Here is a 1,064-nt window from a genome sequence, read left to right on the forward strand (position 1 = left end):
ATCTGTGCACACCCTTGTGAGGCTTCTTGTCGTCGTAACACTGAATTCGGCCAGCCGATCAGCGTAGCGGGCATCAAACGCTTCGTCGCCGAAAAACTGGATAACCAAGATCACTGGGATCTTAACATTGCGCCCCTAACCAACAAGCACATCGCAATCGTTGGTGCTGGCCCTGCTGGCGCGCAAGCCGCTATTGAGCTTCGTCGTCAAGGCCACGAAGTAACGATTTACGAAAAGCTAGACGTATACGGCGGCATGATGCGTGTGGGTATCCCTGAATACCGTCTACCGCGTGATGTTATCGATTTCGAATACAGCTACTTAGCGATGCTGGGGATCAAAACTCAGTTCGGCGTTGAGATCGGCAAAGACATTAGCTTCGACACTCTACGTAGCGAACATGATGCTGTGATTCTGGCTCACGGTGCACACGTCGGTTCGATCATCCCTCTGCCGGGTCATGACAACGATGGCGTGTTCTCTGCGGTTGAATACCTAAAAGAGATTTCTGAAACTCGCCAATTTCCACGTGCAGGTAAACGAGTGATGGTTATCGGCGGTGGTGACGTTGCAATGGACTGTGCACGCTCTTCATGGCGTATCGGTGCAAGCGACGTTTACCAATGTTCACTTGAGAGCCTTGAAAACCTACCTGCAAGCCAAATCGAAATCGACGAGTCGCTAGAAGAAGGTGTTGAGTTCAACGCAGGTTGGGGCCCAGTCGCTATTGAACATGAGAACGGCAAAGTAACCGGCATCACTATCAAGAAAGTCCTGTCTATCTTTGATGAGCAAGGCAACTTTGCACCTCAGTACAGCGAAGAAAGTAAAACCATCTCTGTGGATACCGTTGTTTTCGCTACGGGTCAAATCGTGGCAGATATTACTGACGGTGCACTAGAGCAAACTCGCGGCGGCCGTTACGTAGTCGATAAACAAACGTTAGCTTCTAGCCTAGAAGACGTCTTCGTAGCTGGTGACGCGTGTGGCGGTAACATCGTGATTGAAGCGATGGCATTAGGTCGCAAAGCAGCAATGAGTGTTGAGCGCTTTCTAACGACTCG

At 50.5% G+C, this 1,064-nt stretch carries 1 protein-coding gene; it reads left to right on the forward strand.

What is annotated here, in order from left to right:
• Positions 1-1,064: FAD-dependent oxidoreductase (locus R7E42_RS25465; protein WP_318073303.1), on the forward strand; the 1,064-nt coding region annotated here is incomplete at both ends.

It is taken from the genome of Vibrio sp. Vb1337, from assembly GCF_033338715.1.
Lineage (GTDB): Bacteria > Pseudomonadota > Gammaproteobacteria > Enterobacterales > Vibrionaceae > Vibrio > Vibrio alginolyticus.